This window comes from Parafrigoribacterium mesophilum (assembly GCF_039652555.1).
Classification (GTDB): Bacteria; Actinomycetota; Actinomycetes; order Actinomycetales; family Microbacteriaceae; genus Parafrigoribacterium; species Parafrigoribacterium mesophilum.
Window position 1 is genome coordinate 1110900 of record NZ_JBDJAF010000001.1, and the last position, 24690, is coordinate 1135589.

The 24690-nt window shown below is 66.0% G+C and carries 27 protein-coding genes, 1 tRNA gene and 1 pseudogene; 10 read left to right on the top strand and 19 right to left on the bottom strand.

What is annotated here, in order from left to right:
• Nucleotides 1-3 precede the first annotated feature (3 nt).
• From ABFX56_RS05245 to ABFX56_RS05255, 3 genes are all read right to left on the bottom strand, one after another.
• Nucleotides 4-867: a sulfurtransferase gene (locus tag ABFX56_RS05245; protein WP_428834401.1), complete on the bottom strand. Its 864-nt coding sequence runs from the start codon at nt 865-867 to the stop codon at nt 4-6.
• Nucleotides 868-877: 10 nt separating this feature from the next.
• A complete protein-coding gene (locus ABFX56_RS05250; RefSeq protein WP_346232211.1) occupies nt 878-1876 on the bottom strand; it encodes a ribonucleotide-diphosphate reductase subunit beta in 999 nt (332 codons plus the stop codon).
• Nucleotides 1877-1984: 108 nt separating this feature from the next.
• Nucleotides 1985-4477 carry a ribonucleoside-diphosphate reductase subunit alpha gene (locus ABFX56_RS05255; RefSeq protein ID WP_346232212.1) on the bottom strand — a complete coding sequence of 831 codons (2493 nt, stop codon included), beginning with the start codon at nt 4475-4477 and terminating at the stop codon, nt 1985-1987.
• Nucleotides 4478-4670: 193 nt separating this feature from the next.
• Between ABFX56_RS05255 and ABFX56_RS05260 the strand changes: the two genes are divergently transcribed.
• Together ABFX56_RS05260 and ABFX56_RS05265 are read left to right on the top strand one after the other, a co-directional pair.
• Nucleotides 4671-5876: an MFS transporter gene (locus tag ABFX56_RS05260; RefSeq protein ID WP_346232213.1), complete on the top strand. Its 1206-nt coding sequence runs from the start codon at nt 4671-4673 to the stop codon at nt 5874-5876.
• Between the two features lie 41 nt (nt 5877-5917).
• A complete protein-coding gene (locus tag ABFX56_RS05265) occupies nt 5918-6739 on the top strand; it encodes an aldo/keto reductase (RefSeq protein WP_346232214.1) in 822 nt (273 codons plus the stop codon).
• Nucleotides 6740-6747: 8 nt separating this feature from the next.
• Here the strand turns inward: ABFX56_RS05265 and ABFX56_RS05270 are convergent, their stop codons facing one another.
• Nucleotides 6748-7746: an aldo/keto reductase gene (locus tag ABFX56_RS05270; protein ID WP_346232215.1), complete on the bottom strand. Its 999-nt coding sequence runs from the start codon at nt 7744-7746 to the stop codon at nt 6748-6750.
• A gap of 9 nt (nt 7747-7755) precedes the next feature.
• Complete coding sequence (locus tag ABFX56_RS05275; RefSeq protein WP_346232216.1) at nt 7756-8553, bottom strand: alpha/beta fold hydrolase; 798 nt, start codon at nt 8551-8553, stop codon at nt 7756-7758.
• A 109-nt stretch (nt 8554-8662) separates the two neighbouring features.
• Here ABFX56_RS05275 and ABFX56_RS05280 point away from each other — a divergent pair, with 109 nt between their 5' ends.
• Both ABFX56_RS05280 and ABFX56_RS05285 read left to right on the top strand, forming a co-directional pair.
• Complete coding sequence (locus tag ABFX56_RS05280; RefSeq protein WP_346232217.1) at nt 8663-9607, top strand: DUF4349 domain-containing protein; 945 nt, start codon at nt 8663-8665, stop codon at nt 9605-9607.
• Between the two features lie 26 nt (nt 9608-9633).
• Nucleotides 9634-10911, top strand: a complete 1278-nt coding sequence (locus ABFX56_RS05285; protein WP_346232218.1) for a D-arabinono-1,4-lactone oxidase — start codon at nt 9634-9636, stop codon at nt 10909-10911.
• 195 nt (nt 10912-11106) lie between these two features.
• Here ABFX56_RS05285 and ABFX56_RS05290 read toward each other — a convergent pair whose 3' ends face one another.
• Nucleotides 11107-11490: a hypothetical protein gene (locus tag ABFX56_RS05290; RefSeq protein WP_346232219.1), complete on the bottom strand. Its 384-nt coding sequence runs from the start codon at nt 11488-11490 to the stop codon at nt 11107-11109.
• A 70-nt stretch (nt 11491-11560) separates the two neighbouring features.
• On the opposite strand from ABFX56_RS05290, the gene ABFX56_RS05295 reads away from it, so the two are divergent.
• Nucleotides 11561-12034, top strand: coding sequence for a nuclear transport factor 2 family protein (locus ABFX56_RS05295; protein ID WP_346232220.1), 474 nt, complete (start codon nt 11561-11563; stop codon nt 12032-12034).
• Between the two features lie 7 nt (nt 12035-12041).
• Here ABFX56_RS05295 and ABFX56_RS05300 read toward each other — a convergent pair whose 3' ends face one another.
• The 3 genes from ABFX56_RS05300 to ABFX56_RS05310 are packed head-to-tail and all read right to left on the bottom strand — an operon-like array spanning nt 12042 to nt 14383.
• Nucleotides 12042-12395, bottom strand: a complete 354-nt coding sequence (locus ABFX56_RS05300; protein ID WP_346232221.1) for a hypothetical protein — start codon at nt 12393-12395, stop codon at nt 12042-12044.
• 35 nt (nt 12396-12430) lie between these two features.
• Nucleotides 12431-12973, bottom strand: a complete 543-nt coding sequence (locus ABFX56_RS05305) for a flavin reductase family protein (protein WP_346232222.1) — start codon at nt 12971-12973, stop codon at nt 12431-12433.
• 39 nt (nt 12974-13012) lie between these two features.
• A complete protein-coding gene (locus tag ABFX56_RS05310) occupies nt 13013-14383 on the bottom strand; it encodes an FAD-binding oxidoreductase (protein WP_346232223.1) in 1371 nt (456 codons plus the stop codon).
• A gap of 104 nt (nt 14384-14487) precedes the next feature.
• Between ABFX56_RS05310 and ABFX56_RS05315 the strand changes: the two genes are divergently transcribed.
• The gene (locus tag ABFX56_RS05315) at nt 14488-15522 is read left to right on the top strand and encodes an LLM class flavin-dependent oxidoreductase (RefSeq protein WP_346232224.1); all 1035 of its coding nucleotides are present in this window, start codon (nt 14488-14490) and stop codon (nt 15520-15522) included.
• Between the two features lie 127 nt (nt 15523-15649).
• Here ABFX56_RS05315 and ABFX56_RS05320 read toward each other — a convergent pair whose 3' ends face one another.
• From ABFX56_RS05320 to ABFX56_RS05335, 4 genes are all read right to left on the bottom strand, one after another.
• A complete protein-coding gene (locus tag ABFX56_RS05320) occupies nt 15650-16126 on the bottom strand; it encodes a VOC family protein (RefSeq protein ID WP_346232225.1) in 477 nt (158 codons plus the stop codon).
• 111 nt (nt 16127-16237) lie between these two features.
• Nucleotides 16238-16972, bottom strand: coding sequence for a hypothetical protein (locus tag ABFX56_RS05325; RefSeq protein WP_346232226.1), 735 nt, complete (start codon nt 16970-16972; stop codon nt 16238-16240).
• Nucleotides 16973-17105: 133 nt separating this feature from the next.
• Nucleotides 17106-17543 carry a nitroreductase/quinone reductase family protein gene (locus ABFX56_RS05330; protein ID WP_346232227.1) on the bottom strand — a complete coding sequence of 146 codons (438 nt, stop codon included), beginning with the start codon at nt 17541-17543 and terminating at the stop codon, nt 17106-17108.
• A complete protein-coding gene (locus ABFX56_RS05335; RefSeq protein ID WP_346232228.1) occupies nt 17543-18652 on the bottom strand; it encodes an alkene reductase in 1110 nt (369 codons plus the stop codon). The genes ABFX56_RS05330 and ABFX56_RS05335 overlap by 1 nt, the downstream gene beginning before the upstream one ends.
• 136 nt (nt 18653-18788) lie before the next feature.
• Here ABFX56_RS05335 and ABFX56_RS05340 point away from each other — a divergent pair, with 136 nt between their 5' ends.
• Both ABFX56_RS05340 and ABFX56_RS05345 read left to right on the top strand, forming a co-directional pair.
• On the top strand, nt 18789-19112 hold the full coding sequence (locus ABFX56_RS05340; RefSeq protein ID WP_346232229.1) for a hypothetical protein: 324 nt from the start codon (nt 18789-18791) through the stop codon (nt 19110-19112).
• Nucleotides 19113-19132: 20 nt separating this feature from the next.
• Nucleotides 19133-19576 carry a hypothetical protein gene (locus ABFX56_RS05345; protein ID WP_346232230.1) on the top strand — a complete coding sequence of 148 codons (444 nt, stop codon included), beginning with the start codon at nt 19133-19135 and terminating at the stop codon, nt 19574-19576.
• Nucleotides 19577-19619: 43 nt separating this feature from the next.
• Here the strand turns inward: ABFX56_RS05345 and ABFX56_RS05350 are convergent, their stop codons facing one another.
• Together ABFX56_RS05350 and ABFX56_RS05355 are read right to left on the bottom strand one after the other, a co-directional pair.
• On the bottom strand, nt 19620-20072 hold the full coding sequence (locus ABFX56_RS05350) for a MarR family winged helix-turn-helix transcriptional regulator (protein WP_346232231.1): 453 nt from the start codon (nt 20070-20072) through the stop codon (nt 19620-19622).
• 66 nt (nt 20073-20138) lie between these two features.
• Complete coding sequence (locus ABFX56_RS05355; RefSeq protein WP_346232232.1) at nt 20139-20654, bottom strand: YbaK/EbsC family protein; 516 nt, start codon at nt 20652-20654, stop codon at nt 20139-20141.
• Between the two features lie 270 nt (nt 20655-20924).
• On the opposite strand from ABFX56_RS05355, the pseudogene ABFX56_RS05360 reads away from it, so the two are divergent.
• Nucleotides 20925-21313 (top strand): annotated as a pseudogene (locus ABFX56_RS05360) (VOC family protein).
• A gap of 38 nt (nt 21314-21351) precedes the next feature.
• Here the strand turns inward: ABFX56_RS05360 and ABFX56_RS05365 are convergent.
• From ABFX56_RS05365 to ABFX56_RS05380, 4 genes are all read right to left on the bottom strand, one after another.
• Nucleotides 21352-21424 (bottom strand) — tRNA-Ala (locus ABFX56_RS05365).
• A gap of 101 nt (nt 21425-21525) precedes the next feature.
• Nucleotides 21526-22479 (bottom strand): hypothetical protein, encoded by a 954-nt coding sequence (locus ABFX56_RS05370; protein ID WP_346232233.1) that lies wholly within the window; start codon nt 22477-22479, stop codon nt 21526-21528.
• 38 nt (nt 22480-22517) lie between these two features.
• Complete coding sequence (locus ABFX56_RS05375) at nt 22518-23174, bottom strand: GNAT family N-acetyltransferase (protein ID WP_346232234.1); 657 nt, start codon at nt 23172-23174, stop codon at nt 22518-22520.
• 3 nt (nt 23175-23177) lie between these two features.
• Complete coding sequence (locus tag ABFX56_RS05380; protein WP_346232235.1) at nt 23178-24071, bottom strand: UTP--glucose-1-phosphate uridylyltransferase; 894 nt, start codon at nt 24069-24071, stop codon at nt 23178-23180.
• A gap of 41 nt (nt 24072-24112) precedes the next feature.
• On the opposite strand from ABFX56_RS05380, the gene ABFX56_RS05385 reads away from it, so the two are divergent.
• Entirely contained in the window at nt 24113-24688 is a 576-nt protein-coding gene (locus ABFX56_RS05385) for a 5-formyltetrahydrofolate cyclo-ligase (RefSeq protein WP_346232236.1), read from the top strand.
• Nucleotides 24689-24690 lie beyond the last annotated feature (2 nt).

The following is a 24690-nucleotide window of genomic DNA, read 5'->3' on the forward strand; positions in this document are numbered from 1 at the left end:
AACTTATTCTCCGGTGGCGACAGGGCGCTCGGGATGGTTGGACCACTGCGACCACGAGCCCGGATACAAGGCCGGCCAGAAACCGGCGACCATCAGGGCGAGCGCATCGTGCGCCGCGGTGACGCCAGACCCGCAGTACACGCCCACCGGGGTGTCCGGCCGAACACCGAGCTGCTCGTAGCGCGCCGCCAGTTCGGCCGGCGACCGGAACGTGCCGTCGGTACCAAGGTTCCCCGACGCCGGTGCGCTGACCGCGCCGGGGATGTGGCCCGCGCGCGGATCGACCGGTTCCACCTCACCGCGGAAACGCTCGGCCGCGCGGGCATCCAGAAGGATGCCGTGCTCGGGCAGGTTGCCGGCCTCCTCCATGGACAGCGTGGGCAGGTGGCCATAGTCGAGGTGGATCGTGCCCGGGGCGACGGAGGTCGCGCCGGACTGCAGCGGCAAGCCGGCGCCCCGCCACGCGGCCAGCGCGCCATCCAGGAGCCGCACATCCACCACTCCCGCGTACCGCAGCAGCCACCAGGCCCGCGCCGCCGAGTGTCCGCCCAGGTCGTCGTAGACGACCACCGTATCTGAGGGGTTGATCCCCCAACGCCGCGCCGCGGCCTGCAGTGCGGCGAGCTCCGGCAGCGGATGCCGGCCCTCGGTGAGCACCGGTGTTCCAGCCAGTTCCGTCTCGAGATCCACGTAGACGGCACCCGGAATGTGCCCTTCGGCGTGAAGCGGCCCGCCGGCCGGTCCGCCCAGGCTCCAACGCACATCCAGGATGCGGACGTCGTCGCGCTCGTGCTGTAGTGCGGCGAGTTCGTGCGGGGTGATCAGGTGGCGCGGGCGCGGGGGCCCGACCACCGGAGGCTGGACCACCGGATCCGGCCTACTCTGGCTTAGCCGCAACGGCCGCCTTCGCGTTCGCCTCGTAGGAGGTGTTGGTCGACTCGAAGAAGTTGACCAACTCGTACGTGTCGTTCGCGGTGGCCATCCACTTTGCCGGGTTGGACACCTTGTACTCGGCCTCGAAGCCCAGTTCTTCCAGCCGCCGGTCGGCGAGGTACTTCACGTATTGGTTGATGTAGCCGGCGTTGAGTCCGAGAATGCCGCCGGGCAGCAGGTCGCGGTTGTATTCCTCTTCCATCGTGACGGCATCCAGGATCATTTGCTTGATCTCCGCGGCGAACTCCGGCGTCTGCAGGTCGGGGTTCTCCTCCAGCACGGTGAGAATCAGGTTGATGCCGAACTTCAGGTGCAGCGACTCGTCGCGGATGACCCAGTCCATCAGGGAGCCGAAGTTGCGCAACAGGTTCCGCTGCCGGAAGCTCAGGGCGACCATGAATCCGGAGTAGAACCAGATGCCCTCGAGGATGATGTTGTACGCGATGAGGTTGCGCACGAAGTCGCGCTTGCCCTCGGTGGTGGAGATGTCGAGGGTCTCCTCCGTCATCCGGCGGATGAACTTGAACTGAAACTCTTCCTTGCGCGCCATGGACGGCACCTCGACGTGCGAGCTGTACGCGGCCTTCCGGTCGATCGGGAAGGTCTCCAGCACGTACTCGAAGCTCATGCAGTGGTTGGCTTCCTCCCACATCTGCTTCGCGAGGTAGAGGTGGCACTCTGCGGCGTTGACATACGGGTAGACGCCGAACGCGAGCGCCTTGTTCACCAGGAGCTCATTCGGGTTGAAGTAACTCATCAGGAACGTGATCGCGTGACGTTCCTCGTCCGTCATCTTCTTGAAGTCGGCAATGTCCTGGTCGAGCTGGATCTCATTGGGGAACCAGGTGTTGGAGACCGCCTGATCGTAGAGGTCCATTGCCCACTGGTACTTCACCGGCTTGAGGAGAAGGCCTTCATGCACACCGGTTCCGAGGATTGCCATGGTTAGTTCGTCTTCTTTCTGATTCGGATCGTTGTTCAGCGGCCTACTGGCAACTGTCGCACTGCAACTCGTCCATCGGGTCTTCCGGGACGAAGTAGTCGTCGTTCATCAGTTGCCTTTCGGGGTGAGTCCGGAGAAGCCGAATCCGCGGCGTGTTGGCGCGGCGGCGGGAGCCGGTGTTGTCGAGTCGGCCACGGAGGCGACCTTGATCTTGCGCGCGTCGCGATCTTCGGACTTGTTCACCCGCACTGTGGTCTGCTCGGCCTGGTGGCGCGGCTTGGAATGCAGGTAGTAGGTGGTCTTCACGCCCCGTTCCCAGGCGGCGTAGTAGATGTCCATCATTTCGCCGAGGTCCCGGGTCTCCAGGTACATGTTGCGGCTGATGGCCTGGTCGATCCACTTCTGCGCCCGGGCGGCGATCTCCAGGAACGCGTACGGCGACAGCTGGAAGCTGGTCTTGTAGACGGCCTTGAGGTCATCGGGGATCGCGGCGATGGGCTGGATGTCACCCTGGCTGCGCAGGATCGACTCGCGCACCGTGGTCCACAGCCCCAGCTTCCGCAGGTCGCGCACCAGGTTGCGGTTCACCTCGAGGAACTTGCCGGAGGAGGTGGACCGGCTGAAGATCTGCGTGAACTGCGGGTCGAAGCCGGGCGTGGTGCCCGCGACCAGGCCGATGGATGCGGTGGGTGCGATGGCCATCAGCGTGGCGTTGCGCATTCCGCCCTTCACCTTGGCACGCAGCGCGTCCCAATCCAGCCGGGTCGTGCGGTTCACCTTGATCGGCACGCCGCGGTCCTCTTCGGTGAGCGCGATGCTGTCAATCGGGACGAGGCCCTGCGACCAGCGGGAGCCCTCGAAGTTCGCGTAAGCGCCCCGCTCGGCGGCCAGGTTGGCCGACTCGTCGATGGCCGCATAGGAGACGTGCTCCATGATCTCGTCGACGAGGTCGTACGACTCCTCGCTCTCGTAGCTGAAGCCGAGCTTCTCCACGACATCGGTGAAGCCCATCACGCCGAGCCCGACCGCGCGGTTCTGGTGGTTGGAGAAGTCCGCCTCGGGCACGGAGGAGCGGGTGATGTCGATCAGGTTGTCGAGCTGCCGCACCGCGAGTCGAGCGCTCTCCTCGATCTTGGCGAAGTCGATCGTCGGCCGCTCTTCGCCCGCCGCTTGCCCTGAGCCTGCCGAAGGGTGGTAGGTCAGGTGCCGCGACAGGTTGATCGAAGCGAGGTTGCACACCGCGACGTTGTCGACATCCTGCGGCAGCGCGATCTCGGTGCACAGGTTCGACAGGTGGATGGTGCCCGTGTTGTTGTTGAGGGCGCGGTTGTTGATCGTGTCCTTCCAGGTGAGCCAGGGATGCGAGGAGGTCTGCAGCGAGATCAGGATCGCCTTGAACTGCTCGCGCGCCTTCATCTTCTTGAACATGCGCAGATGGCCGGCCTCGGCTTCCGCGACGTAGTGCGCGTACCGCTCGGAGAACGCCTTGCCGTACAGTTCGTTGAGCTCGGAGACCTCAAGCGGGTCGAACAGGTACCAGTCGTCGTCGTTCTGCACCCGCTTCATGAACTCGTCGCTGATCCACACGGCGGTGTTCGCGGTGCGGGTGCGGCGGTAGGGGTCGCCGGAGTTCTGGCGCAGGTCGAGGAACTCGGGGAAGTCCAGGTGCCAGTTCTCCATGTAGAAGCACAGCGCGCCGAACTTCTTGCCGCCGCGGCTGACCGCGCGCAGGATCGAGTCGATCGTGTGCATGAACGGGATCGGCCCTGTGGAGGTGGTGTTGTTGCTGCGAATCGGCGATCCCTGGGCACGGAGTTTGGTGACCGACAGCCCGATGCCGCCGGTGCCCTTGGTGAGCCACATCACATCGCGGGTGGTCTTCGCGATGTGCTCGATGTCATCCTGCATCTCCATGACGAAGCAGTTCGCCAGCTGCGGATACACCGTGCCGGCGTTGACAAGGGTGGAGCCGGCGGCCAGGTACTCCAGGCTGCTCATCTTCTCGTAGAACTTGATCGCCTGGCTCGTCGGGTCGGCCTCGTTGAGCGACAGACCCATCGCGATGCGCATCCAGAAGAACTGTGGCACCTCCAGCGGGTCGCCGTTGCGGCCTTTGATGCCGTAGCGGTTGTTGAGCGTGACCACGCCGATGTACTTGAGCAGTTCATCCTTGGCCGGCTCGAGCACCGCGGCGAGCGCATCCAGGTCGAACAGCTCCTGCAGCCGGGAGTCCAACAGCTTCTCTTCGACACCGCGCTGCACGTAGCCAACGAAGTGGCCGGCGTGCAGTGCCTTGAGTTCTTCGGCGGTCTCGTAGTCGCCGAGCACGTGCTTATAGATCGTCTTGAGCAGCAGGCGCGCGGCGACCGTGTCGAACGCCGGGTCGTCCTTGACGTTCTGCAGCGCCACCTGAATGACCGCTTCGTCGAGCTGCTGGGTGGTGATGCCGTCGAAGAGGGTTAGCTCCAGTTCGCTGGCGATCTGGGTCACCCAGGTGATGTTCTCGTTCAGGCCGGCGCTCGCACGCTCGATGGCGATGTTGATCTTGTTCGCGTCGTACGGCTCCCGCTGTCCGTCGCGCTTGACTACCGTTATCGCCATTGTCTTTGCTCCCCAGATCGACTTCACAAGACCGTGCCCTCCGGGCAGTGCAATCACTATATAGCGGGTATCCGACATTTTGCGAACCCAATATGTAGTGGGCGTGTCATCCACAGATGTGCATAAGTTGTCCGAGTTTTGCACAGCCTGTTGACGGATTTTCGGCTCATGCCACCACTAGAATTGACCCCTTGTGGATAGCTACCTGAGCCTGCTGAAGACGCGCGGCGTAGCGCGCATCATGGCGGCTCAGCTTCTGGCTCGGTTTCCGTTCGGGATGCTGTCGTTGGCGCTCCTGCTGCACGTCGAACGCACTCACCACTCCTATGCCGCCGCGGGATTAGTGCTGGCCGCGACCAGCATCGGCCAGGCGATCGCCGGCCCCCTCACCAGCCGGTGGATGGGCGTGTGGGGGATGCGCCGGGTGCTCAGCCTGACCACGGTGGTGTGCGGGGCCGGACTTGTGGCGATCGCGTTGATGCCGGTGCCCGTGCCGATGATCATGGCCATCGGCTTTCTCGCCGGGCTCAGTACACCGCCGGTGCAGCCGGCGGTGCGCACCATCTACCCGAAGATGGTGAACTCCACCCAGCTGACGCCGCTGTATTCGCTGGATGCGTCCGCGCAGGAGATCATCTGGGTGGTCGGTCCCGTGATCACCACGTTCGTCGCGATCCAGATCAGCACCATGTTGGCGATTCTGCTGGCCGTCGGCTTTCTGGTGGGCGGGGGCGTGTGGTTCATGTCGTCGCCCGAGGTGGGCCGCGTCCGGATCCCGCGCAGCAAACGCTCGCTCGGCACGGTGCTCGTGCGGCCGACGGTGCTGCTCGCGACCGTGGTTGGATTCCTGCTGGTGGGCGCTTGCGCCGCCATCGAGGCCGGCGTCGTCGCCACCTTCGGCGACGACGGCCCAGAGTCCGGCGTCATCCTGTCGCTGTTCGCCATCGGTTCGCTCACCGGTGGGCTGGCGCTCGGCCACGTGCCGATCGGGCCGTGGGCGATGGCGAAACGGTTGCTCATCGTGTTCGTCGGCATGTCGCTGGCGGCGGTGTCGCTCAATTTCTGGTGGATCGGCGCGACGCTGTTCCTCGCCGGTCTCGGCATCGCGCCGGCCTTCGCGGTGATGTACACCATCGTGTCGGCGAGCGTGAAGTTCAGCGAGACAGCTGAGGCCTACGGCTGGGTCGGCACGGGGCAGTTGATCGGCGCGGCCCTCGGTTCGGCGGTGGCCGGGTTCATGATCGACAGCTTCTCCGCTCCGGGAGGGTACTGGGTCGCCGTGATCTTCGCGCTGTTGAGCGTTCTGGTGCCAACCCTGTTCATCCGCTGGTATCCGGATCTTCGGGGCAAGGACATCAGCCCGATCCCGGACACGGCTCCGATCAGCACGGTGCGCTGAGCGGCGCGCACGGCCCGCAGGATGCTCCTATCCTGGGGTGCATGATCGTTCCCTCACTACAGTTCAACGACGGGCACAGCATTCCCCAGCTCGGCCTTGGCGTGTACAAGGTCAAGAACTCCCTCGCCACGGATGTCGTGCTGACAGCGCTCGAGTCCGGCTACCGGCACATCGATACGGCCGCCCTGTACGGCAACGAACGCGGCGTCGGTATCGCGGTGCGCACCTGCGGACTGGCCAGAGACGACATCTTCGTCACCACGAAGGTGTGGAACGACGACCACGGCTACGACCAGACCCTGCGCGCGTTCGACACCAGCCTGCGCAAGCTCGGCCTGGACCGAGTGGACCTTTACCTGATCCACTGGCCGGCGCCGACCCAGGACCGCTACCTCGACACCTGGCGGGCGCTGGAGAAACTGCGGGAGGACGGCCGAGCCACCTCCATCGGAGTCTCGAACTTTCACACGCAGCACCTGGACCGGTTGCTCGCCGCCTCCTCGGTGGTGCCCGTGCTCAATCAGGTGGAACTGCACCCCTGGTTGCCGCAGCACGCCGTGCGTGAGTATGGCACCGCACACGGGATGCTCACCGAGGCCTGGTCTCCGCTGGCGCGCGGCCGGCTGCTGGAGGACCCGGTGCTTGCACGCGTTGCGACAAAGCACGGCAAATCACCGGCTCAGGTGGTCATCCGGTGGCACCTGCAGCTCGGCAACGTGGTGATCCCGAAGTCGGTGACGCCGGCACGGATCCGGGAGAACATCGACGTGTTCGACTTCGAGCTGGATGCCGACGATCTCGCCGCCATCGCCGGTCTCGAGTCGGGTCAGCGCACCGGGATGGACCCGAACGACAACGGCTAGCCTGGCTGTTACCAGCGCTGGTGCACGGCGGCGCGGAAATAGCGGTCGTAAAGATCCGTCACCGCGCGGTTGAACCCGGCACCGAGCCGGGGAGCCGATCCCGCCACCGCGTTCGCGCGGGCCTGTTGCGGCGTGCGGGCACCAGGGATCACCGTGCTGACGCCGTCCAGCTGGGCGATCCAGGCCAGAGCGGCCTGGGTGGGTGAGAGCTGTGCGGTGCTGGGCTGTTCTGCCACGAGCGCGGCGAACTCGCGGGCCGCGGCGACCCCGCGCTCGTAATCGACACCGGAGAAGGTCTCCCCGACGTCGAAGGCGGAGCCATCCCGATTGAAGTTGCGGTGGTCGTTCGGGGCGAACACGGTGCTCTCGGTGTACTTCCCGGTCAGCAGCCCGGAGGCCAGTGGCACGCGGGCGACGATGCCGACACCGGCCGCGCGTGCGGCGGGCAGAACCGCGTCCAGCGGCTTCAGCCGGAACGCGTTGAGGATGATCTGCACCGTTGCCACACCGGGACGGGCGATCGCCGCGAGGGCCTGGTCGCAGGTCTCGACGCTGACTCCGTAGTGGGCGATGGCACCGTCTTCGACCAGGCTGTCCAGTGCGTCGAACACCCTCTGGCTGGAGTAGACCTCCTCGGGCGGACAGTGCAGCTGCACGAGGTCGAGGGTGTCGGTGCGCAGGTTGCGCCGGGATCGGTCCGTCCAGTCGCGGAAGTTCTCCCAGGTGAAGCCCTCCGGGTGCTGTTCGATCCGGCGGCCCATTTTCGTGGCCACGGTGATGGCGAGCTCTGGTCTGCCGGCGAGGTACTCGCCGATGAACGACTCACTCCGGCCGTCGCCGTAGACATCCGCGGTGTCGAAGAAGGTGATGCCAGACTCCACGGCGGCATCGAGCACCGCCCGCGCGGCATCCGGGGAGACCTCGCCCCAATCGGCACCGAGCTGCCAGGTGCCCAAACCGATGATCGAGACCGTCTTGCCGGTGCGGCCGAGAGTTCGCGTTTCCATGTCTTGACGCTACCCGATCACTTTCGCCACCGCTTTGGCCAGACGGTTGCGGATGACGTGGTCGTTCGCGCCCACGCGACGCACCGTGACGTGCCTCATTTGCTCCACGATGCGCAGGCCAGCAGGGACCAGGAACGGGTCCAGCACGCCGTAGACGATGTCCACGCCGACCCGCACCGCGGCGATGTCGCTGATGGTGGTCTGCGACTCGATGCAATTTTCCATCGACAGCACGAAGGCACGCCAATTGATCTCGGTGATCTCGAACGCATCCTTGATCGGCATCAGCTTGGCGATCACCGCCGCGTTGCGGAGGGTGAAGGCCTTGTTCTCGCGCAGGTACTCGTACGCCTTGAGGTAAGCCCCGGCGAGGGCGCGCATCCGCGGGTCGCCGATCTCGTTCGGCGCCAGATAGATCGGCGGACTGACCAACACGAGTCGGGACACCTTTCCGGGATACTGGGCGGCGTAACGGCTGGCCAGCAGCGCACCCAGGGAGTGGCCGACCAGGATGAACGGCGCCTTCGGCCGCAGGGAGGTGATGGTGGCCCGCAGCCAGGCGACGTGCTCCTCCACCGTGTAGGTCGCATCCTCCGGCACCGGGGAACCACCGAAGCCGAGCAGGTCGATGGCGATTACCCGGTACTTGGCCGTCAGCAGCGGGATGAGCCGATCGAACACCGCCGAGGAGGAGGCGACACCGTGCACCAGAATGATCAACGGCCCCTCACCGGCGTCGCTGGCAATATGCAGGGTGTCGGGCTGCGCCCTGCGGAACACGCCTCGCGAGCCCCAGGAACTCCCCATCCCCGAATTATCACACTCCGTGCCGACCAGCGCAGCGTGGCATCACCGACGCGCGAATCGTGCGAAACGTTGGGTGGTGGCACCGGTTCAGGCTCGTTAGCCTCAAGGCATGAGACGACTTCTGATCACTTCGGTCCTGGCGTTGTCGGCCCTGTCGCTGGTCGGCTGCACCGCGGGCGGCCTGTCGGGCGCCTCAACCAGCGGGCAGCCGGACTCAAAGACGACCGATTCAACGATGCCGGGCGGGGCGCTCACCGAGCAGGCGCCGGCTGCGGCGGGCGCCCCTGTGGCGCGAGACTCGGCCGGCGCTACGGTGGCGGTGGGTGGCGAACGGGACGTGATCACCACCGGCCACCTCTCACTCACCGTGCCGAGCCCCGGGCAAGCGGCCGACGACGCCACAGGCATCGTTGAGCAGGCCGGTGGCCGGGTGGATGCGCGCACCGAGAACCCCCGCCCGCAGCCGGTGGACCATGGGCCGGATTCCGCGACCTCGGGGGCAACCCAGTCATCACAGACCGACAGCGCCCAGCTGACGCTGCGCATCCCGTCGACGATCCTCAGCAGCACGCTGGCGAAGCTGAAGAAACTGGGCACCGTGCAGGACAGCTCGCTCACCTCTCAGGATGTGACCGCCCAGTCCCAGGATCTCGACGCCCGGGTGATCGCGCTGCGTACCTCCGTCGATCGGCTGGTGGCACTGATGGCGAAGGCCGACAGCACCGCCGATCTCATCGCCATCGAGTCGGCCCTGTCCGAGCGTCAGGCCAACCTCGAAGGTCTCGAAGCCCAAAAGCGGGTTCTCGACTCCCAGGTGCAATTGGCCACGATCACCCTGGACCTGCACTCCGTAGCGGATGCGCCGGTGAAGACTCCGGACACCTTTTTGAGCGGGCTGGCTGCCGGGTGGAACTCCTTCGTGGCATTCTTCGCCGGCGTGGTCGTCGTACTCGGGGTGCTGGTGCCCTGGATCGTGTTGGCGACGCTGATCGCGGCCGGGACGCTGACGATACTGCGCATCCGGCGCAGGGCCGGCAAGGCCGCAACCGGCTGACCGGCCGCAGCCGCGAAGATGGGTGCATGAACTCTTCTAACTGGGCCGGCAACTACCAGTACCGAGCGCGGCAGGTGCACGTGCCGCACACGCTCGAGGAGGTTCAAGATCTCGTCGCAGCCGCGCACCGCATCAAGGCGGTCGGCAGCAGGCACTCGTTCAACGACATCGCCGACTCCCCCGGCGACCAGCTCAACCTGGCCGCGTTGCCCGCAGAACTCGACATCGACCGGGCACGGAACACCGTCACCGTGAGCGGCGGCATCCGCTACGGCGACTTCATCGAGCAGCTGCACGGCGAGGGTTTCGCCATCCACAACCTCGCCTCGCTGCCGCACATCTCCGTCGCCGGGGCGGTCGCCACCGCCACCCACGGCTCCGGCGTGGGCAACGGCAACCTCGCCTCGGCGGTGGCGGGCCTGGAATTGGTCACCGGGACCGGCGAGGTACTGCGCGTCACCCGGGGCTCGGACAACTTTGCCGGCATGGTCGTCGCCCTGGGCGCTCTGGGGATCGTCACCAGGGTCACCCTGGACATCCAGCCGAGCTTTCAGGTGCGCCAAGACGTTTACGACACCCTGTCCTGGGCCGATGTCACCGACAACTTCGATGCCATCACCAGTGCCGCATACAGTGTGAGCCTGTTCACCTCCTGGGGTACCGAAGGAGTCAGCCAGGTCTGGCTGAAGAGCCGCACCGATGCGGATGCGACGTTCCCGCCCGTTTTCTTCGGCGGCGACTACGCCCGCGAGGCGCGGCATCCGCTGCCCGGAGTCTCCCCGGTCAGCACCACAGAACAGGTGGGAGCGCCCGGGCCATGGTGGAACCGGCTTGCACATTTCAAGCTGGACTTCACACCCAGCCACGGCGACGAGGTGCAAACCGAATACCTGTTGCCGCGCGACAACGCCCTGGCGGCGATCGACGCGCTGCGCGCCCTCGGCCCGCACATCGCCCCGCACCTGTTCATCGCCGAGCTGCGCACCGTGGCAGCGGACGAACTGTGGCTGAGCACCGCGTACCACCAGCACAGCGTCGGGTTCCATTTCACCTGGAAGAAGCATGCCGAGGCACTCGCCGCCCTGCTGCCCGACATCGATGCGGCGTTGGCACCACTGGGCGGCCGGCCGCACTGGGGCAAGGTGTTCATCACCGACCCCGATCGGTTCGAGGCGCTGTACCCGCAACTGCCGGCGTTCCGGCAACTGGCCGAAACGCTCGACCCGGAACACAAGTTCCGCAACGACTACCTGGATCGCACCGTGTTCGCCGAGGCGCGTCGACCGACCAGCCTGGCCAACTGACCGTGTGGCAAACACCGTGGACTGGCGCGGCCGCCCCAGCCCCCGTTTCAACGAGAACCGTTTCAAGGAGAAACTGTGTCTGACCGGTCACACTCCAGGCAAGTAGGGCTACCAGAGACAGAAACTCCGTGAGACGGGTTTAAGCTGCCCGGTTTCTGGGGGGCTGGCAAGCTGTTCCGAAGGCGGTTGCCTCGATCATGCCGGGTCTTGACCCCAGGTCGGCCGTGTCGGCCGCTGCCTCCCCGCCGCGTCGTACGGGCTGATCGCCTTCGGCGCATCCGGTTCGTCGGCGATATCGCGCAGCCTGGCAATGGTGTCCCGCGCCTCGTCGACAACGGTGAGCAGCGCGGGAATGAGGGCCAGCAGGCGTCCGACGCGCTCGGTGTCGGTGGAACCGTCGCCGTCATAGATGATGCCCATGGCATTGTCGCGCAGGGCGGCGGCCCGCTCGAAGATCTGGTCCGGGGTACTGCCGATGCGGGCGATTTCAGTGGATGCGAGCGCCTGGATCTCCACTTCCAGCCGACTCAGCGCGTCGCCGGGAGTCTCGTCGTCCGATGGCGCGTTGTTCGTTTCCACTCTTCGATTATCCTCGACTGGCGTACGGCAGAGGGTGTAGACCGGGGAGAACCAGAGATTGGATGCCACCATGACCGATTCGCGCCCGCCGTTGCCACCGTTCACCAGGGAAAGCGCCACTGAGAAGGTGCGACTTGCGGAAAACGCCTGGAACACGCGGGACCCGGAGCGAGTTGCCGGCGGATACGCCGAGGACAGTTGGTGGCGCAACCGCGAGCAGTTCGTGCAGGGCCGCGAAGAGATCATCGAGTTCCTGCGCGGCAAATGGGACCGCGAGCTGGAATACCGCCTGATCAAGGAGATGTGGGCGTTCGACGGCAACCGCATCGCAGTCCGGTTCGCCTACGAATCGCACGACGAGACCGGGCAGTGGTTCCGCTCGTTCGGCAACGAGTACTGGGAGTTCAATCCGGATGGACGGATGGCGACCAGGCACGCGAGCATCAACGACGTGCCGATCACCGAGTCCGAGCGCAAGTACCACTGGGATCTCAGCGGACCCCGCCCGGCGGACCATCCCGAACTGCGGGACCTAGGCCTGTAGACCGGCGCTACGGCAGCGCTGGCTCTGCCGCCTCACCGCTGGCGACGGCGATGTCGCGCCGCACGTTCTCGAAGAAGTGCACTTCCTTCTCGATGCTGGCGGCCACCTGAGGCAGATACGCAGCGGCGCCCATTTCGGAGGAGATGGCCGCGTACGCCGACACGTAGGCATCCACCGCGTCGTAGAAGCGCCGGCGGCGCGGCTCGTGCTTCTTCACCATCTCGGCGTTGCCGGGGTTGCGGGCGCAGAAGTAGTTGACGTAATCGCGGGCGATCTTGGGCGGGTTCACCGGCTCGCACGTCTCACGGATGACCGCAATCGCCGTCTCGAGGGCCCTGCGCCGTGTGCCCAAATCTTCCATGGCATCCACGCTACTCCGTGCCTCGGGCGGGTCGGTCAGCGAGCGCGGTACTCGGATTCGTACCGGACGAGCGGGTCGGGCGGGGCTCCAGCAAAGCGCCCCATCCAACTCACCTCACCTACTACGAGGGTGTGCGTGGCTACCGGATGCGCGGCGACGGTGCGCAGTTCGAACCACGCCAGCGCGTCGGCGATGATGGCCGGGCTACCGGCTTCCCGCCGAAAATGCGGCACGTTGTCGAGCAGCGCGACCAGCGGCGCACCCGCTTCGCTCAACGCATCCGCGATCGGTCTCTGCGCTCCGGTGAGCAGGCTGAGCGTCCAGATGCCGGATGCGTCGACTGCCTCGGCAATGCGAGAGAGCGAGTACAGACTCACCAGCATGGTCGGCGGGTCGTAGGACACGGAGAGAAAGTCGGTTACCGTCGCCGCGTAGTCGTGCCCGCGGTGCACGCAGGAGATGATGCCGACCCCCTTGGCGGTACGGCCGTTGAGCCACTGGTACAGTGCGCGATCGGTGTCGTCGAGCTGTCCGGCATCCACTCGGTGCGGGTTCAGTCCGTTGCTCTCGGCGTCCATGCTGCCATCTTCCCGCAGGATTCCGCCGGGTGGGGACGACTACAGCGCCGGCACGATGTTGTGGTTGCCGCGGAAGAAGTTGGTCGGATCGTAACGCTGTTTGATCGCGGCCAGCCGGTCCCAGGTGGCCGGCGGATACACGTCGTGCACCCGCGCCGCATCCGCCTCGCCGACGAAGTTCACGTAGGCGGCGTTGTCGCCGTCGCGCAGCGCATCGGCGAGCTCGGACGCCCACGCTTGGTGCGCGCTGGCACCATCCGGGCCGAACGTGAGGGCCGCCACGTTGGCCAAGATCCGGCGGTCCCGGTGGGCGAACGCCGTTTCATCGGTCGCGACCCGGCCGATGGCGCCGCCGAGCGCGCGGAGGTTGACGGCGGCCATCGCGGCGTCCGAGGCGGTGAGTTGATCGATGATGACGGCGGCCGCGTCCTCGTCGACGTGGTCGAGGAACATGGTGCAGGTGGCGGCGACCGGATGCATGGCCTCCGGCTCCGGCGGGAACAGCTCCGGGTAGGTGCTCGGGTGCACCATGTCGACCAGCGGCGGGGCGATAGCACGCAGGGGAGCGATGGCGCGCTCGCCAGCCGCGCTGTCTCCGGCATAACAGACGATGGCCATCACGATGAGCTTGCCGTGCACCTCCGGTGGCAGGAACGGCATCGGCGGGGCGACCATGACGTTGACGATCAGCGACAGCTCGTCGGGCGCGGCCTGGGCGTGCGCCATGACGGCGGCGATGACAGCCGGGGTGGCCGGGAGGATGAGGATCCCACCGAGCACCGAGGGCAGTTGATGCAGGCGGTACTGGAGGCGGGTGACCACGCCGAAGTTGCCGCCCCCGCCGCGGATGGCCCAATACAGGTCGGGGTTCGAGTCGACGTCCGCGCGCAGGAGTTCGCCGTCGGCCGTGACGACATCCGCGGCGAGCACATTGTCGATGGTGAGGCCGTGCAACCGGCTGAGGTATCCGATGCCGCCGCCCAGGGTGATTCCGGCAATTCCGACCGAGCCGCTGTCGCCGAAGCCGACGACCAGGCCCTGTTCGCTCACTGCGGCCAAGAGCTCTGCGGCGGTGAGTCCCGCCTCGGCCCAGGCTGTGCGATGCCGGGCGTCGATGTCTACCGCCTTCATGGCCGACAGGTCGAGCACGATACCACCGTCGCTCGCGCTGTGGTGAGCCAGGCTGTGCCCGCCGCCGCGCACGGCGAGCCGCGCGCCGGCGTCGCGGACGAGCGCGATGGTCGTCGCGACATCGACCACCGTCGCGGCCCGCACGATGGCCGCCGGACGCCGGTCGACACCGCCGTAGAATCCGGTACGCACGGCGTCATAGTCGGGATGGTCGGCTGTGAGGAGCTTGTCGCCGAACCGTTCGAGAAGTTGAGTGACGAGGTCGCGGGTAGCAGTCATGGACCCATAGCGTAGACACCACACCCGACACACCGAAAGGGGCAGTCGTCGGCACGGTGGTATTACGAGGGAATATCGACGCGGCATCCGGCGCTGAAGCCAGAGTGAAACGAATCGGATTCCTCTCCTTCGGCCATTGGCAGCCGATCCCCGGGTCGCAGACCCGCAGTGCGGCGGATGCCCTCCTCCAGACGATCGAACTGGCCGTCGCCGCGGAGGAACTCGGGGTGGACGGCGCTTACGTGCGCGTGCACCATTTCGCACCGCAACTCGCGTCACCGTTTCCGCTGCTAGCGGCGATCGGCGCGCGCACGAGCCGCATTGAAATGGGTACCGCGGTCATCGACATGCGGTACGAGAATCCGCTGTACATGGCGGAGGATGCCGCCGCGGCCGATTTGATCAGCGGCGGACGACTGCAGTTGGGCGTCAGCCGTGGCTCACCCGAACCAGCGTTGCACGGCTACGAGTCGTTCGGTCACGTTCCGGCCGATGAGATGTCGGATGCCGACATGGCCCGCACGCACACCGAACTGTTCCGCGCCGCGATCGCCGGGGCCGGCCTGGCGCGGGCGAATCCGCAGATGACGGGCGGAGCATCCGGCGCACTGATGATTCAGCCACAATCGCCCGGTCTTTCGGAGCGGATCTGGTGGGGCTCGGGCACCCGCAAGACCGCGGTGTGGGCCGCCGAGCAGGGCATGAACCTGATGAGCTCGACCCTATTGACCGAGGACACCGGGGTGCCGTTCGACCAGCTGCAGGCCGAGCAGATCGACCAGTACCGGGCGGCGTGGGCCGCGGCGGGCTGGGAGCGGGAGCCGCGTGTGTCGGTAAGTCGCAGCATCATGCCCATCACCAACGACCTGGACCGCCGCTACTTCGGCGGTCGGGCCGCCGGGGATCGCTCGGATCAAGTGGGGTACCTGGACGGTGGGCTGGCGCGGTTCGGCAAGAGTTACGTGGGTGAGCCCGACGAGATCGTGGCGGAACTGGTGCAGGATGCGGCGGTGCAGTCGGCCGACACGATCCTGCTGACGGTGCCGAACCAGCTTGGGGTGGACTACAACGCGCACCTGCTGGAGACAGTGGCCCAGCACATCGCCCCCGCTATCGGATGGACCCCGAACCTGCCGTAGTGCGCGACGGTCTCCCAATGGTCGAGCTCGTCGAGATCCCACCGGTCCGCACGCTCCCGTTTGTCACGACGGCGCCCGGTCGAACAGGCGCGCTCGTGACAAACGGGAGCACCAGGGTGGAGCCGCGCTACGCGACCGCGTTGTATGCGCCGCGCAACCCCTCGATGTCGATCTTGCCCATTTCCATCATCGCCCGCATCACTGCGCCGGCTTTGTCAGCATCCGGGTCCGCGAGCAGTTCCCCCAGCAGCGGCGGCACGATTTGCCAGGACAGCCCGTACTTGTCCTTGAGCCAGCCGCACGGCCCCGGCTCACCGCCGTCGGTGAGCTTCTCCCACAGGTCGTCGATCTCGTCCTGCGTTTCGGCCTTGACGAAGAACGAAATCGCTTCGGTGAAGCGGAACTGCGGCCCGCCGTTGAGCGCCTGGAACTCGACTCCGTCCAGCACGAAGCTCACGCCCATCACGGTGCCGGCTGGGAACGGTGACCCCTCGGTGTAGTGCGAGACGCTGACGACTTCCGAGTTCTTGAAGATCGAGACGTAGAAGTTCGCCGCTTCCTCGGCTTGGTTGTCGAACCAGAGGAACGGGCTGATCGTTTGCATCGGCTACTCCTTCGGGAAACCCCGTGAACGGATTTGCGACTCAGTGTAATCAGCGCGGCCGTACGCAGACAGAGGTGGGAGGACAGCGGATGCGCCGCCCTCCCACGATTCTCAGTCCTTCTTGGTGGCGAAGTAGCTCACGCAATCTCCCTGGTTGCGGAACACCGGGAGCGTGCTCGTGGCCCAGCCGCCAGCCTTGCACTCGTTCTTGCCATCGAGAATGTGGGCAAAGGTGTAGTGCGTTCCCGCGAAGTTGATCGCGTTCAGTACGCCATCACCGAGCACACCGGAGCCCAAGGAGAAGCCGAAGGCCTGGACCTCAGCCTCCGGGAACACGGCGCGCCACTGATCGAGGGTGCCGTGATTGCTGCTGCCGGAGCCAGTCTCATGCGACGGCGCAGCGTCCTTCGCGAACTTCGCTGCACCATTACTCAACCACCAATCATTGCCATACACCGTCTCGCCGACGAGGATGCCATCCGCAACTCCATCACCGTCGAAATCGACGACGAGTTGGAAGCCGGGAGGAGTGGCACCGTCGGTGGCCGTGTAGTCGAGGCTCGGCTCTCCAACGTCGGCCAGGGGAATGTCGGTCGCCACGTACTCGGCGACCTTGTCCGTACCGGTAGCTCCCTCTGTCCAAATATGGAGCCCGGTGCCGGCAACCTCGTAATGGCCGGTAGCGCGGGTGTCGGAGAGGCCCGCTACGAAGTCGCTCGGAACGTAAATGGTCGCCTCAGCGGGCGCACCCGCCGCATCCGTTGTCGCAGCTTGAGCCGGGCCTGCAAGAGTGAGCGCCAGCCCGACGGCCAATACGGCACCGATGCCACATGTCTTCTTCAACACGAAATATCATCCTTTCTTCGCCACTCGAGGGCAGCCAGCGTCGGGGGACGCTGACCGAAGTGGATTTGATTGCGACTCTATGCTTGCCGTGTGACATCGCACCAGAGCTCGCCCGGGATGAAGCGCGTGGTGCTCACGTCAGAGGTGTGACGCTCGCGAGCGCGCCGCGTGCGAAGCGGATCACCGGCAGCAGCCGCAGGGCCTTGGCCTGGTACGCGCCGAACGCCGGTGCGACCCGAACGAAACGCGCGAAGGCGACCTCCCGCTCCTCGCCGACGAGTTCGTTCGCGTGAACCGGGATGCGGCCAATCTCCCCGTCTACCACCGCTTCGATCACAACATCCGGGTGTGCGCGCAAGTTGACCGCCCAAGCCGGATCCCGCGGCGCACCCATCGCGGAGCCGACGACCAGCCAGGCGTCGCCGTCTCGCAGCGACATCGCCGGGTTCACCCGCTCGACGCCGGTGCGGGAACCGCGGTGGTGGATGAGCACAAGGTTCGTGCCCCAGTCACCGACCCGTCCACCACTGGCGCGGAACTCGGCGATCACGCGCTCATTGAACGGCGTCATCATTGGATGCCGGCGAGGGTCGGATAGTCGGTGTAACCGTGGTGGTCGCCGCCGTAGGCCTTGCTCAGGTCAGGGAGGGCGAGGTCCGCGTGCGCGGCGAGCCGGGCGACCAGGTCGGGATTGGCGATGAACAGGCGCGCGAACGACACGAGGTCTGCCGCGCCGTCGGCGACGAGTTGCAGGCGGCCCGGGTGATCCAACGGGTTGGGGGTTGCGGCGTTGAGGATGAGCGCCCCACTCCAGGCCTGACGGATTGCGGGCGTGAGCCCCGGGTCACCCGACTCGACCAGGTGCAGGTAGGCCAGACCGAGCGAGTCAAGTTCGGCGACGAGTAGCGGGTAGAGCTCCGCGTAGTCGGCCTCGACGGTATCCCCCAGTCCGTTGTTCGGAGAGATCCGCAACCCGGTGCGGTCGCCGCCGATCGCATCCGCCACCGCCTTCGCAACCTCGACGGTGAGCCGGATGCGATTCTGCCGGCTTCCGCCCCACCGGTCGGTGCGCAGGTTGGCGTTGGTGGTCAGGAACTGATGCAGGAGATACCCGTTCGCGCCGTGCACCTCGACGCCGTCGAAGCCGGCGGCCACCGCGTTTCGGGCCGCCGCCGCGAAGTCCGCGACGGTCGCCCAGATGCCGTCTTCGCTGAGTTCAGCGGGGACGACATAGTCCTGCGGGCCGGTGGGCGTGAAGATCCGCCCACCGGCCCGCACCGGTGATGGACCAACCGGGGTCAGCGAACCGTTGCCGACCGCTTCCGTTGTGCTGGGGTGGCCGATCCGACCGGTGTGCATCAGTTGTGCCACGATCGTGCCGCCCGCCTCGTGCACCGCGTTGGTCACCGTCCGCCAGGAACCGACCTGCTCCTGCGAGTGCAAGCCTGGCGTTGCCGGGTAGCCCTGCCCGATCGCACTGGGCTGGGTGCCCTCCGTGATGATCAGGCCGGCGCCGGTCCGCTGGGCGTAGTAGGTGGCCATCTCCTCGGTGGCACGGGTGTCGAAGGCCCGACTGCGGGTCATCGGGGCCATGACGATCCGATTGCGCAGTTGTAAGCGCCCGATGGTGATCGGGTCGAACGCCGTCCTTGTCGCCTCGATAGTCGTCTGCTCGGTCATAGGTGTGCTCCTGTTCTTGAGGGGCGGTCGCCCTCTGTACTTGTTCGAACAACTAGATTTGTCAACTCATTCCTTGTTCGGACAACTTATTTCGGAACGCGTGATGAGGCACTTGCCCCATGTCAGGGTCACGCTCATGTCCCTACCCTCGGTACCTCGGCAGCAGTTGCTGCCAATCAAGGAGATGAGCATCATGGTCACGCCTCAGCCGCAGGATGCCGCGGTGGCCGCCGCCTCGGCTGCCCTTGACCCGTCTGATCCAGCCGAGAACTTCTTCGGCTACGCGGTGATGGGCGTGCCGTTCGCGTCCGGCCACTATCTCGCCTTCCGGCATTTTCCGGCCAGTTCCATCGGTCCGGGCTATCGGGCAGTCTGGATGCGCGAGCCGGACGGTGACTGGACAATTTTCGCCGACGCACCGCCCGAGGTCAGCTGCCTGCGCTATTTTGGGCGGCAATAGCTCACTCGGTCACGGGACTGGTGGACCTGGCCTGGCTCGGGCCATCCACCGCACGGGTGCGCGTGCCAGGGACTCTCGACTGGCAAATCGAGATCCGCGGCACGCCGTCGACCTTGCTGGCCGGATTCTTCGCCCGCCTGGTCCCGACAACGCTGTGGCAGAACGATTCGTTCCTGGCTGTGATGGGCGCCATGATGAACCCGCTGCTTAGAAGCGGCCGGATGCGCCTAGCCGGGCGGGTGCCCAACGGGCAGACGTTTCGGATTCGTCCGCTGCGAGTGTGGTCCGTCGCCGACAGCAGCGCCACCGTGTTCGGCCGGGACGCCGGTCGGCCGCGGAGACTTCCGCGCCAGGAGCACCTGGCGGATATGTGGCTGCCGCAGCGCGGGCTGTTCGTGGCCGACGTCATGGCCCGCTACCCATCGACGGCGCCCGCGGAGACCCGCCTGGTCGGCTTGCGATAGGTATTGATGACCCCCTTGCCCAGACCCAGCCGATACCCCAGAGCTAATCACCCTCGCCAGCGCGGGCGAGATTGGCCTCCAAGTCGGCGAGCGCGTCCAGAATTTCGGCCTGACGAGCGGCGGGCAACCCGGCAACGGTGAGCCGCTCGAGTTCCACCCAGGCCCGCTCGACCTTCGTGCGAAGCGACAGGCTGGCGTCCGTCGCCTCCACGATCGTCGCCCGTCGGTCATCCGGCGAAGGGCGACGGCTGACCAGGCCCGCCTTTTCCAAGCGGGAGATGCTGCGAGTCATGGTGGGGGCATCCGAGTCGAGAGTCTGCACCAGGTCGACGAGTCGCTGCGGGCCGCTTTGCCACAGCGTCATCAGCACCAACTCCTGCCCGGGACGCAGGTGGGCCTCGCGCAGCAGCCGTCCCGCCATCGCCTTGTGAAGGCGGGCCGCCCGGAAGATGGCCTGGCTGAGCGGACCGGCGTTCAGGCTCATCGGATTACTCACCGACTCAGCGTAGGCCAGACGAGGTTGTCCGAGCAAGGAACTATGGGGCGTGGTTTTCAGGGGTGCCTATTCTCGGGCTTTGGCCAGTCCTTCGACGACCTCGACCCCGGGCAACTTGGCCAGTTCCGCGGGATTAAGGCGCAGCTTGCTGGTGCGGTTGCCGCCGCCCATAATCACTTCGCTTTGCTGCATGACGGCACTGTCGACATAGATGGGCAGTCCCTGCGTGCCAATGGCCGTGACGCCGCCGATCAGCATGCCCGTGAGCCGGATCGTCGTCTCGGCGTCGGCGAAGGACAGCCGCTTCACCCCCAGCTTCTCGCGGACCGTCCTGTTGACATCCAGCCGCGTCGTTCCGAGCACGACGCACACCGCATACTTCGGCGGTTCCACCTTGCGCGAGGCCACCAGGATCGTGTTGGCGGCCTGCTCCAGCGACACGCCATAGTGTTCGCAGAATGCGGCCGTGTCGGCAAGCTCCGCATCGCAGGCGAGCACCTCGTAGTCGATCCCGTACTTGTCGAGCGCCGCCGCGACCGTCGGGTGCAGCGCCGTGCCGTTCAGGATGCCTCCGGGTGCCATTCCTTCAGGCTACCGACTCGAGCGCAGGCCGAGGTGGCATCATCCGCGCGCGGCCCCTCCTCGTCGAGTGCCCGTTCCGGCCAACTGTGCCCCGCGCAACAGCAACATTCGACCGCAACGGGAACAGATAGGGCACCTCGAAGTGTTGGAGTCCGCCGGGCTCGTGCACAGCGAGCGCCGAGGCCGCTACAAAATCCACACCATCGATACCCGTCCGCTCGCGCAGATACCGGCCCGCTGGCCCGTCCGGCCCACACAGGAGAACCCATCATGAAGATCACCCTCTGCAGCGTGTTCGTTGACGACCAGGACCGAGCACTCGACTTTTACACCGAGAAACTGGGTCTCTCGGTGTCTGACGACGTTCCTCCGGAAAGCATCGCTGGCTCACCCTGGTATCTCCCGAAGCACCGGATGGCACTCAATTGCTGTTGGAACCGGCCGAGCATCCGGCAGTCGGGCCGTTCCGTGACGCCCTCGTGGCCGACGGCATCCCGTTCACCTCGTTCGGGGTGGACGATGTGCAGGCCGAGTATGAGCGCCTGCTCGGGCTCGGCGTGCAATTCACGCAGCCGCCCGTCGCGGCCGGACCGGCGACGACGGCGGTGCTGGACGACACGGTCGGCAACCTGATTCAAATCGCCAGCCTCAACGAGTGACCCAACGACCCGACGGCCGCAACGGGGGAATTAAAGGGTGGAGCTAAGGGGATTCGAACCCCTGACCTCTTCGATGCGAACGAAGCGCGCTACCAACTGCGCCATAGCCCCAGACTGCCTAGGTAGGTTATCACCTCGCAGTGGCTCGGAGTGCCACGTCGGTCCACCTCGACAGGGCCACCAGCGCGATGTGCCAGGGGACGTGCGGAGCGTTAGACCGCGCGACGACGGCGGAGCACCGCGTCGAGGTCCGTCACACTCGCATCCAGCTCGTCGACCATACCCATCCGAGCGAAGCGGCTGGGCGCGGGCTCGTCGATGTCTGCGCGGATGATCGGGGTGACGTTCGCGGCGATCTGTGCCTCACGAAGCGCCTGCTCAGCCTTCGCGGTGGCCTCACGCAGTTCGAGGAGTTCGCGTTCACGCCCTTCGAGACCACCCTCGGGGGCCTCCACCGAAAGCGCGCCGGCCGGGTGGGCCGAGGCCGGAGCGGAGAGGTACAGCGGCTTGGGTAGCGGTACCGGAGTCCAGCCGGTGTGCGCGGGGGCCTCCTGCCGAGGTTTCTCGATGTGGCTCTCCCGAGCGTGGACGACCGGCGTCACAGCCAGGGACCTGGCCAACTCACGGCGAGAACGCGCGACCCGGGCCATCTGATCCAGCAACGCGAGCGATGCGAGGGCCACAACGACCCCGGTGACGAGCAGACCGGCACTGCCGGACAGAGCGGGCCCGATCCCGGAGACCGCGGCCACCAGTGCCCCCAACAACACCAGCGACGTCGCTGCGCGAGAACGACGCAGCCGGCGGGCAGCATCCGGTGACGTGCGAGCCGCCGCCGTGATCAGCGGCCGGGCTTGGGCGAGTCGGTGTGCCGCGGCCCGTGCGGCCAGCTGTTCCTGCGCCTTGGTGATGACGTTTTCCACCTGCTGCTCCTTCCTCAAGATCCGCTGTTGGGCTGCCACGGCGCGGGCCGTGGACTCCGCGTGCACTTCCTGCGGCATCTGCGCGGTTTCCGCCATGATCCGCAGCGTCTGCTGCAGCCGCACGGCGTTGCGCTCGGTGGCCAAATACTCGCGGCGGCGCAGCCAGGTCGGGATGAGATAGACGAACCACAGCACGGCGGCGAGCACCAAGACGGCGCTGGAGCCGAGCGGGTTGACGTTCATGGTCTAACGGTACGAGAGTGCAGGCGAAAACCGGCCGATTACACCGGGTGTGTTCCGGGCGTCGCGGCGGCGGCGATCGCTTCGGGCGGCACCACTCCGGCGCCGGCCGGCACCTTCCTATCCATCCAGCGGCGCAATACGCCGACCGGCAACTCGTCAGAGACCAAGGCGAAACAGAAGTGGTCGCGCCAGTCCCCATTGATGTGGATGTATCGACGGCGCAATCCCTCGTACCGGAAGCCCAGCTTTTCCACCACCCGCAGGCTGGCGGCGTTCTCCGGCCGAATGCAGATCTCCATCCGGTGCAGCCCCACCTGAAAGAAGCAGTAGTCCGCGGCCAACGCGACCGCCGTGGGGGTGATCGACTTTCCCGCGAACCGCTCCGCCACCCAGTAGCCGATCGCTGCGGACGACAGCGACCCGTACGCGATCGACGACACGTTGAGTTGCCCGGCAAGCTCCCCGTCGTACTCCACCAGGAACGGCAGCCCTGCCCCGGCCCGCGCGTTCGTCTGCAGACTGCGGATGCTCGCCCGCACGTCGAAGCTCACCGGCCCGTTCGGGTTGGTCGCCTCCCATTTACGCAGCCAGCCGCGGTTGTCCAGCAATGCCCGTTCCAACTGCCTGGAATCGCGTAGCCGGATCGGCCGGATGGTCACCAACCCTTCCCGCAGGGTCGGAATCGTCGTCGCCATGGTCTACTCCAGGGTGGTGACGAAGCTCTTGAGCCACGGACGCAAGTCAGGTCCGAGATCCTCGCGCTCGACGGCGAGCTGGACGATCGCCTTGATGTAATCGAGGCGATCGCCGGTATCGTAGCGACGCCCGCGGAACACCACGCCGAACACGCCACCGGTCTGCTCGGGGGTACGTGCCATCTCCTGCAGTGCATCCGTCAGCTGAATCTCGCCGCCCATGCCGGGTTCGGTGTGGTGCAGGATGTCGAACACCTCGGGGCGCAGCACGTAACGCCCGATGATGGCGAGGTTGGATGAAGTGGAGCCCGTGGTGGGCTTTTCGACCAGCCCAGTGACACGCACCACATCATCGGTGTCCGTGGCCTCCACGGTAGCGACGCCATAGAGATGCACGAGTGCCGGATCGACCTCCAGGAGTGCAACGATGCTGGCGTTACGACGAGCTTGCTCCTCGATCATCCTCGAGAGTAGGACGTCCCGGCTGTCGATCAGGTCGTCGCCGAGAAGCACGGCGAACGGCTGGTTGCCCACGTGCATTTTCGCGCGCAAGATGGCATGGCCCAATCCGAGCGGATCGCCCTGGCGCAGATAGTGCACTTCGGCGAGATCCGTCGAATAATTCACTTTGCTGAGGCGGTCGGTGTCGCCCTTCTTGAGAAGTGCAGCCTCCAACTCACCCACCTTGTCGAAGTGGTTCTCAAGCGCACCTTTATTGCGCCCCGTGATCATCAGCACGTCGGTCAGCCCGGCAGCGACGGCTTCCTCCACGACGTATTGGATCGCAGGCTTGTCAACGACGGGCAGCATCTCCTTCGGCATCGCCTTGGTCGCAGGAAGGAATCGAGTGCCGAGTCCGGCAGCGGGGATAACCGCTTTAGTGATCTGGAACGTCATGCCGCCAAGGTTACCGGCACTTTCGGCCTAAACTGGAGGATATGACCGGCGATGTAGGCCACCAGAAGCGGGCACTGCGCGCCGAGCTACGCGGACGCAGACGCAACTTGACCTCCTCCGAGCGCGAGTCGGCAACGAAGCGTCTGTCGGAAAATCTCATCGAATTGGTGCAACGTTCCGGTGCCCGATCCGTGGCCGCCTACTTGCCTGCGAGCGACGAGCCGAACATCCGTCCCTTCATCGACTGGGCGGAAGAACAGAAGATCCGATTGTTGCTGCCCATCTCCCGGGACGACGGCCTGCTGGATTGGGCGGTGCTCAGCGGCAGCGAAACCAAGGGCATCAATGGGATGCCGGAGCCGGTCGGCGAATTGCTCGGCCCGATCGCGATCAACGACGTGGATCTCATCATCGTGCCAGCGGCATCCATTGACCGCACCGGAATGCGCCTGGGGTGGGGTCGGGGTTATTTCGACCGCACGCTGGGGTCGATGGAGAAGTGCCCGCCGGTGTATGCGGTCGTCTTCGATAGCGAGTTCGTCGACAGTTTGCCCAGCGAGTTGCACGACCGGCGGGTTAACGGTGTGGTAACACCGGGCGGTATTGTCAATCTGTAGCT

Excerpts from the sequence above, each read along its gene's own strand:
- ABFX56_RS05300 (WP_346232221.1), bottom strand. The coding sequence starts at position 12,395 with ATGGAAGATTTGGGCACACGGCGCAGGGCCCTCGAGACGGCGATTGCG.
- ABFX56_RS05275 (WP_346232216.1), bottom strand. The coding sequence starts at position 8,553 with ATGGGGAGTTCCTGGGGCTCGCGAGGCGTGTTCCGCAGGGCGCAGCCC.
- ABFX56_RS05385 (WP_346232236.1), top strand. The coding sequence starts at position 24,113 with ATGACCGGCGATGTAGGCCACCAGAAGCGGGCACTGCGCGCCGAGCTA.
- ABFX56_RS05255 (WP_346232212.1), bottom strand. The coding sequence starts at position 4,477 with ATGGCGATAACGGTAGTCAAGCGCGACGGACAGCGGGAGCCGTACGAC.
- ABFX56_RS05305 (WP_346232222.1), bottom strand. The coding sequence starts at position 12,973 with ATGGACGCCGAGAGCAACGGACTGAACCCGCACCGAGTGGATGCCGGA.
- ABFX56_RS05295 (WP_346232220.1), top strand. The coding sequence starts at position 11,561 with ATGACCGATTCGCGCCCGCCGTTGCCACCGTTCACCAGGGAAAGCGCC.
- ABFX56_RS05250 (WP_346232211.1), bottom strand. The coding sequence starts at position 1,876 with ATGGCAATCCTCGGAACCGGTGTGCATGAAGGCCTTCTCCTCAAGCCG.
- ABFX56_RS05355 (WP_346232232.1), bottom strand. The coding sequence starts at position 20,654 with ATGGCACCCGGAGGCATCCTGAACGGCACGGCGCTGCACCCGACGGTC.
- ABFX56_RS05270 (WP_346232215.1), bottom strand. The coding sequence starts at position 7,746 with ATGGAAACGCGAACTCTCGGCCGCACCGGCAAGACGGTCTCGATCATC.
- ABFX56_RS05335 (WP_346232228.1), bottom strand. The coding sequence starts at position 18,652 with ATGACCGAGCAGACGACTATCGAGGCGACAAGGACGGCGTTCGACCCG.
- ABFX56_RS05375 (WP_346232234.1), bottom strand. The coding sequence starts at position 23,174 with ATGGCGACGACGATTCCGACCCTGCGGGAAGGGTTGGTGACCATCCGG.
- ABFX56_RS05330 (WP_346232227.1), bottom strand. The coding sequence starts at position 17,543 with ATGACGCCGTTCAATGAGCGCGTGATCGCCGAGTTCCGCGCCAGTGGT.
- ABFX56_RS05340 (WP_346232229.1), top strand. The coding sequence starts at position 18,789 with ATGTCCCTACCCTCGGTACCTCGGCAGCAGTTGCTGCCAATCAAGGAG.
- ABFX56_RS05285 (WP_346232218.1), top strand. The coding sequence starts at position 9,634 with ATGAACTCTTCTAACTGGGCCGGCAACTACCAGTACCGAGCGCGGCAG.
- ABFX56_RS05310 (WP_346232223.1), bottom strand. The coding sequence starts at position 14,383 with ATGACTGCTACCCGCGACCTCGTCACTCAACTTCTCGAACGGTTCGGC.
- ABFX56_RS05265 (WP_346232214.1), top strand. The coding sequence starts at position 5,918 with ATGATCGTTCCCTCACTACAGTTCAACGACGGGCACAGCATTCCCCAG.
- ABFX56_RS05280 (WP_346232217.1), top strand. The coding sequence starts at position 8,663 with ATGAGACGACTTCTGATCACTTCGGTCCTGGCGTTGTCGGCCCTGTCG.
- ABFX56_RS05380 (WP_346232235.1), bottom strand. The coding sequence starts at position 24,071 with ATGACGTTCCAGATCACTAAAGCGGTTATCCCCGCTGCCGGACTCGGC.
- ABFX56_RS05370 (WP_346232233.1), bottom strand. The coding sequence starts at position 22,479 with ATGAACGTCAACCCGCTCGGCTCCAGCGCCGTCTTGGTGCTCGCCGCC.
- ABFX56_RS05320 (WP_346232225.1), bottom strand. The coding sequence starts at position 16,126 with ATGCAAACGATCAGCCCGTTCCTCTGGTTCGACAACCAAGCCGAGGAA.